This is a genomic window from Sinomonas mesophila (assembly GCF_001999765.1).
Lineage (GTDB): Bacteria > Actinomycetota > Actinomycetes > Actinomycetales > Micrococcaceae > Sinomonas > Sinomonas mesophila.
Map to the genome: position 1 here is coordinate 39,616 of NZ_MTIC01000032.1, position 6,421 is coordinate 46,036.

General features: G+C 69.2%; 6 protein-coding genes. 2 read left to right on the forward strand and 4 right to left on the reverse strand.

Features of this window, described 5'->3' with window-relative positions:
• The first annotated feature begins 5 nt into the window (after nt 1-5).
• Nucleotides 6-626 carry a hypothetical protein gene (locus tag BV907_RS17360; protein ID WP_077491004.1) on the forward strand — a complete coding sequence of 207 codons (621 nt, stop codon included), beginning with the start codon at nt 6-8 and terminating at the stop codon, nt 624-626.
• A gap of 86 nt (nt 627-712) precedes the next feature.
• Here BV907_RS17360 and BV907_RS17365 read toward each other — a convergent pair whose 3' ends face one another.
• Together BV907_RS17365 and BV907_RS17370 are read right to left on the reverse strand one after the other, a co-directional pair.
• Nucleotides 713-2,125: an NAD-dependent succinate-semialdehyde dehydrogenase gene (locus BV907_RS17365; RefSeq protein ID WP_077491005.1), complete on the reverse strand. Its 1,413-nt coding sequence runs from the start codon at nt 2,123-2,125 to the stop codon at nt 713-715.
• A gap of 206 nt (nt 2,126-2,331) precedes the next feature.
• Nucleotides 2,332-3,321 (reverse strand): ArsR/SmtB family transcription factor, encoded by a 990-nt coding sequence (locus tag BV907_RS17370; protein ID WP_077491006.1) that lies wholly within the window; start codon nt 3,319-3,321, stop codon nt 2,332-2,334.
• Nucleotides 3,322-3,415: 94 nt separating this feature from the next.
• Here BV907_RS17370 and BV907_RS17375 point away from each other — a divergent pair, with 94 nt between their 5' ends.
• Nucleotides 3,416-3,856: a hypothetical protein gene (locus BV907_RS17375; RefSeq protein ID WP_077491007.1), complete on the forward strand. Its 441-nt coding sequence runs from the start codon at nt 3,416-3,418 to the stop codon at nt 3,854-3,856.
• 38 nt (nt 3,857-3,894) lie between these two features.
• Here BV907_RS17375 and BV907_RS17380 read toward each other — a convergent pair whose 3' ends face one another.
• Entirely contained in the window at nt 3,895-4,938 is a 1,044-nt protein-coding gene (locus BV907_RS17380) for an NAD(P)-dependent alcohol dehydrogenase (RefSeq protein ID WP_077491008.1), read from the reverse strand.
• A 2-nt stretch (nt 4,939-4,940) separates the two neighbouring features.
• The gene (locus BV907_RS17385) at nt 4,941-5,966 is read right to left on the reverse strand and encodes a lyase family protein (protein WP_175637511.1); all 1,026 of its coding nucleotides are present in this window, start codon (nt 5,964-5,966) and stop codon (nt 4,941-4,943) included.
• Between the last annotated feature and the right edge of the window lie 455 nt (nt 5,967-6,421).

A 6,421-nucleotide genomic window follows, 5' to 3' on the forward strand; every position in this document is an offset into this window, starting at 1 on the left:
GCCCGTTGCTGGACCAGTCCGCCCTCGACTCCCTCTGGGACTTCGAGCATCCCGCGGCCTCGGAGGCCGCGTTCCGCGCGGCCCTCGACGACCCGGCCTACGACGCCGCCGAGCGCGCCGAACTCGCGACCCAGCTCGGCCGCGCGATCGGGCTCCAGGGCCGGATCGAGGAGGCGGACGCGCTCCTGGACAGCATCGACGCCACGCCGGACCCCACCATCGCCGTCCGGGTGCTCCTCGAGCGCGGCCGGCTCCTGATCTCTGCGGGGCACCGCGAGATGGCCGTGCCGCTTTTCGAGCAGGCCGCGGAGCTCGGCGAGCACCTCGGCGAGGAGTTCCTCGCCGCCGACGCGTTCCACATGCTCGCCCTCGCCGACGAGGCCCACGCCGAGTCCTGGACCCGCTCCGGGGTCGAATACGCCGCCGGCGCGCACAGCGTCCGGGCCCGGCGCTGGTGCGCAGAACTCCACGGGAACCTCGGCCAGCGACTCGCCGCGGCGGGGGAGCACCACCAGGCCCTCGTCGAGTTCCAGCTCGCTGAGCAGTACGCCGAGCGCTACGGCACGCCCGCCCAGCAGGCCTGGGCCCGCGAGGGCATCGAGGCCGCCCGCGCCGCCGGCGGCTGAGCCGGGCAGACCACAACGCCGCATCGCAACACGCCGTTGTGCGGGCTTGATACCAGCGTGTCGCGATGCAGCGTTGCGAGCGGGCGTCAGTCCGCGACGAAGTACATCCGCTTGTTGACGAACTCGTCCATGCCGAGCGGGCCGAGCTCGCGGCCGAAGCCCGAGCGCTTGACGCCGCCGAAGGGCACCTCCGCGCCCTCGGCGGACGGCAGGTTGACGTTCGCCATGCCGACCTCGAGGCGCTGGGCGACCCGCTCGGCCCTGGCCGTGTCGGTTGAGAAGACGCAACCGCCGAGGCCGTACGGGGTGTCGTTGGCGAGGCGCAGCGCCTCCTCGTCGCTGCCGACCTTGTAGACCACGGCGACCGGCCCGAAGAGCTCCTCGTGGTACGCGCGCATCTCCGGGGTCACGCCGGTGAGCACGGCGGGGGAGAAGTACGCGGCATCGCCGTCGGCGAGCTCTCCGCCCGCGTGCAGGGTGGCGCCCTTCTCGACGGCGTCCTGGACCTGGGCGGCGATGCCCTCGGCGGCCGCCCGGGAGGACAGTGGAGCGAAGGTGTTCTCGGCGTCGTCGGCCGGGTTGCCCGGCGTGAGCGCGGCCGCGCGGGCCGTGAGCTGCGCGACGAAGTCGTCGAAGACGTCCTCCATGACGATCATGCGCTTGTTGGAGTTGCACGCCTGGCCGGTGTTCTCCATGCGCGTGTCCCACGCGGTGTCGGCGAGGGCCTTCGGGTCAGCGGCGTCGAGGACCACGAAGGGGTCCGATCCGCCGAGCTCGAGGACGGCCTTCTTGAGGTTCTTGCCGGCGAGCTCGCCGATGATCGCGCCGGCGCGCTCGGAGCCGGTGAGGGAGACGCCCTGGAGGCGCGGGTCGGCGATGATATCGGCGATCTGCGCGTGCGAGGCGAAGACGTTGACGTACGCGCCCTGGGGCAGGCCCGCGTCGTCCATGATCCGCTGGATCGCAAGGGCAGACTTCGGGCACGACTCGGCGTGCTTGAGGAGGATCGTGTTGCCGAGCATGAGGTTCGGCGCGGCGAACCTCGCCACCTGGTAGTACGGGTAGTTCCACGGCATGATGCCCAGGAGCGGGCCGATGGGGAGCTTCTGGACGAACGCCCGCCCTCCGGCGAAGGTCTTGATCTCCTGGTCCGCGGCGAGGGCCGGACCCTCCGTGGCGAAGTAGGCGAAGATGTCGGTGCAGAACGCCGCCTCGTCCTTGGCCTGGCCGAGCGGCTTGCCCATCTCCTCGGTGATGATCGCCGCGAGTTCGTCGGCGCGCTCGGTGAAGAGCTCCCCGATGCGTGCGACGACCTTGGCTCGCGTCTCGATCGGCGTCTCGCGCCACGACTCGAAGGCGGCCTGGGCGGCGGCGAGCGCGGACTCGATCTCGGCGTCGGTCGCGGTGGGGAAGGTCTCGACAATCTCGCCGGTCGCGGGGTTGAGGACGCGGTAGCCGGGCTCGTCGCGAGTGCTCGGGTTGCTGGCGGTGGTAGTCATGACACCATCATCCATCGTTGCGCACGTCACATCACTGTGCTTAAGCACGACGGTGGCGGGTCGGCTTCTGTGCAAAAGGCAACGGCAAGATCCGGGGTCACCTCTCAAGGTTGCGGGGTCACCTCTCAACGTTGCGGGGTCAATGTCAGTTCATTGACCCTGCATCGCAGGGAGGTGACCCTGCATCGCAGGGAGGTGACCCCGCGTCAGGCGCGGGCCAGGAGCTCCTCCCCGACCCGGCCCCGCTGGTAGAACACCTCGCGGCCCGAGCGCAGGGCCTCTGCGAGCCCCGACTCGGAGAGAACCTTGAGGTGCTCGCTGACCGTCCCGGCGGCGAGGTCGAGCGCACAGGCGAGCTGCGTCGTCGTCATCGGCACGTCCAGCTGGGCGAGGATCTGCGCGCGCGTGCGGCCGAGCAGGCGCGAGACGGGGGACTCGCGGGTCTCGCGCGTCGCCTCCCACAGCCGGCCGACGCCGCGCGGCGCGTAGGTGAGGGTCGGGACGAACGGCGCGATGTTGAGCACGAGCGTACTGGGCCACACGAAGGCGTTGGGCACGAGGATCAGCCCGCGGCCGGGCTTGGGCAGGTCGGTCGCCTCGCAGTCGCGCATGATCTCGAGGCCCGTCGCGGTGGGCCGCACGCTCGGGTGGAGCGTCTTGAAAACCTCCTGGATGCCGTGGTGCGCGAGCTCCTCCAGCCGCGAGTCGATGTCCGCGAGCAGCACCGAGCGCAGCCGCGGCCAGTAGGGCTCGACGGCGGTCGCCCAGTACCAGCGCAGAGCCGCGACGATGCGGGGGACGGCGGCGTCGACGTCGGCGCGCAGCTCCTCGAGGGTTGCGAGCACGTGCCCCGAGGGCTTGCGCCGCTCGAGGCAGTCGAAGTCCCGCAGCCACAGCTCGCCCGGGACGGCCGCGACCGCGTCGAGCGCCTCCGTGAACGAATCCTGCCGCTCGGGCGTGGGCGTGAGCGAGTCCGCGATGAAGCCCTGGGGTGCGACGAGGGTCGTGAGGATGCGCAGGTGCTCGCGCGCGAGCGGCTCCCCGCTCGCCGTGATCCGGCGGCGGGCCTCGGTGATCCACGGCCGGTGCATCGGGGTCCCGGACTGGAGCGCGCGCAGGCTCGTGACCGTCTCCCACAGCGGCGAGGCCTCGAACCGGACCCGCGTGAGGTCCTCGCTCGTGAGCGTGATGAACATGGATTCAGCGTAGGGACGACGGCGGCCGGCGGCGAGGATTCGGCGCACACCGAATCGTTTCGGGGGGGCTCTGGGGCGGCGCAGACTCGTGGACATGGCAACCACCACCCGCACCGAGCACACGATCCATCCCGCCGACGAACGGGCCCCGCACCCGGCCCGGCCGGCATCGCGCCGAGCCCTCCGCGACCCGCACCTCCTTCTCGAGGCCGGCACGGGCGTCGGTCCGCGGACGACGCCGGCCAGTCCCGCGCCGTCGTCTCCCCGCTTTGGGCTCGAGGAGGCGACCGTGGGCAGCCGGGCCAATGCCTCGATACGGCCGCTCGTGCCGGCGACCGTCGTGCCCGACGTGGCCGGGGACCTTCTGGGCCTGCCGGACTTCTCGGCCCTTCGGCGGGGACTGCGGAGGCTGGGGAAGCTGCTCGTGGGACGCGTGCGGGACGGCGCCCAGTCCGACGCTCGGTTCCGAGCCCGCCGCGACGAGGATTCGGCCGCGATGGCCCGTTCGGGCGTGGCGCCGACGCGCTACGTCTGAGTCCCCTGGCCGGATCCCGACAGCCTCGGGAGGTTCCGTCAGTAGGTGTTCGCGTCGATGACGAACCGGTAGCGCACGTCGCTGGCCAGGACCCTCTCGAACGCCTCGTTGATCTGGTGGGCCGCGATGACTTCCACCTCCGCGCCGAAGCCCTCAGCGGCGCAGAAGTCGAGCATTTCCTGCGTCTTCCGGATGCCGCCCATTTTCGAGCCGGCAAGGTTCCTCCGCATGCCGGCCAAGGACCATGCGCGCTGCTGCAGAGGCTCCGTGGGCAGCCCGACGAGGACCAGGGTCCCGTCCAAGGCGAGGAGGGAGAGGTAGTCGTCGAGGTCGAGAGGGGCGGAGACGGTGTTGATGATCAGGTCGAAGCGGCCTTTGAGGACCTCGAAGGTCGAGGGATCTGACGTGGCGTAGTAATGGCTGGCGCCCAGCCGGCGCGCGTCCTCCCCCTTTCTGAGGGTCTGGCTGAGGACCGAGACCTCTGCGCCGAGTGCGGCCGCGATCTTGACGCCCATGTGGCCGAGCCCGCCCATGCCGATGATGGCAACCCGGCGCCCCGGCCCCGCCCCCCATTGCACGAGGGGTGAATACATCGTGATTCCTGCGCACAGGAGGGGCGCTGCTGACTCCAGCGAGAGCCCGTCTGGGATCCGCAGGACATACTTCTCGTCCACGACGATGCTCGTGCTGTAGCCACCCGCGGTGGGGAGCCCGTCGCGGCCCACCGAATTGTAGGTGCTGGTCGATCCCTCGAGGCAGTACTGCTCTTCACCGGCGAGGCAGTTGTCGCATTCGCGGCAGGAGTCCACAAAACAGCCGACGCCGACCCGGTCGCCGACGGCGTAACGCGTGACCTGTGTTCCGACGGCTTCCACGGTTCCGGCGATCTCGTGGCCGACGACGACGGGATACCGGACGCTCGACCAGTCACCTCGGGCGGTGTGGATGTCGGAATGGCAGATTCCCGTGAATCGGATGCCGATCCGCACCTCGAATGGCCCGGGATCGCGGCGCTCGATGACGCCGGGCTGGAGCGGGGATTCCGCCGAGTGGGCGATGTACGCCTGAGCGAGAGAGGGCATCGTCAGTTCCTTGTCAGAAGTGGCACGGTCTTGAGTGCGGGGGAGGGCGTCTGTTCGGCGACTGCCATGCAGGCGGACGTGAGGCGGCTCAGGCTCCTGAACAGGGCCTCGGCGATGACGGGCTCGAAGGCAGTCCGCCGTCCGGCCTCGGCCGCCAACCTGATGGTCAGGTCGTTGCCCAGGACCTCGAAGGCCACTTGGTCCACCACCTCGGCCACGGCGGGTTCGACGAGGCCCGCAACAATGCTCGAAAGCCCGGCTGCTGCGTGCGTGATTGCGCCCGAGAGGAGCACGAGCCCGCCGCAGTCAGATGTCTTCTCCGCGGGGTCATCCTCTGCCGTGAGCGGCAGTCCCGTGATGCGCTGGAGGTGGGCGTGGTACGCCGCTGCCCAGCCCGGGTGGGAGGCGGTGCCCCCGTCGCACGTGGTGGCGGGCCGGATCCTGCAGAGGTCGCCGAGGGCTCCGCGGATGCGGCATTCTTTCGCCTCCAGGGCCTTGCTCGCCAATCCCTGTCGGAGGTCCGCCATGGCCGAAAGGAGTTCGTCCGTGCGTCGGATGGCCGCGAGCCTGATGGCGGTCGAATGGACGTCCTTCGCAGACAGTCCCGTGTCGAGGTCGTGGTGGGGGTGAATGACCGAGTACGCGCCTCGATCGTGCCCCAGGATTTCGAGGGCGCGGTTGGCGATGACCTCATTCGCGTTGGCATTCGCCGATGCGGCGGCACCACACTGGAGGACGTCTACGACGAACTGGTCCAGCAGCCTGCCCTGTTCGATTTCCCTGCATGCCTGCACGATCGCCGTCTTCTTCGCCTCGTCCATCAGGCCAGGGTCGAAGCGCGCCAGCGAGGATGCCCGCTTGATCTGTGCGAGAGCTGTGACCAGCTCTGGGTGTGAGGAGATCTGGGTGCAGGTGATCGGGAAGCCCTCGAGCGCACGAAGGGTGTGAATGCCCCAATACACGTCGGACGGGATCTCCCGGACTCCGAGAGAATCCCTTTCAAACCTGCTTCTGCTCGGACTCCGCACGCCCTTGCTCCTCGAGGAGAGTGACGTCCTAGATGTCATGGCTTTCTCGGTTCCTGACGTGGCCAGCTGAGAGTTGGACTCTAGGACCATAATTGTAGATTGTCAACGGTATTAAACGTGGATTGTTGACAACCAGCCCGCTCAAAGGGTTCTATTGCATCAGACACAGCGCGACGCGATGCACATCACATCAACTCTCGCGGCAGGTCTGGGTTCTCGTTGAGCTCTCAGGCTTGGTTTCCTCATGCGAGCCCTCGACGGAGACGGCTGCTGAGGTACCCGTCCGATGGTGCGGCGCCATCACACGATACCCGTCACACGTCATGTGCTGAAGCCATTCGAAGGGAAGCACCGTGAAGAAGATCAACAAGGTTCACACCGCTGCAGTGGGTCTGGCCGCGATCCTGGCCCTGAGTGCCTGCGGCAACGTGGCCGCCAGCGCCCCGGCATCGGAG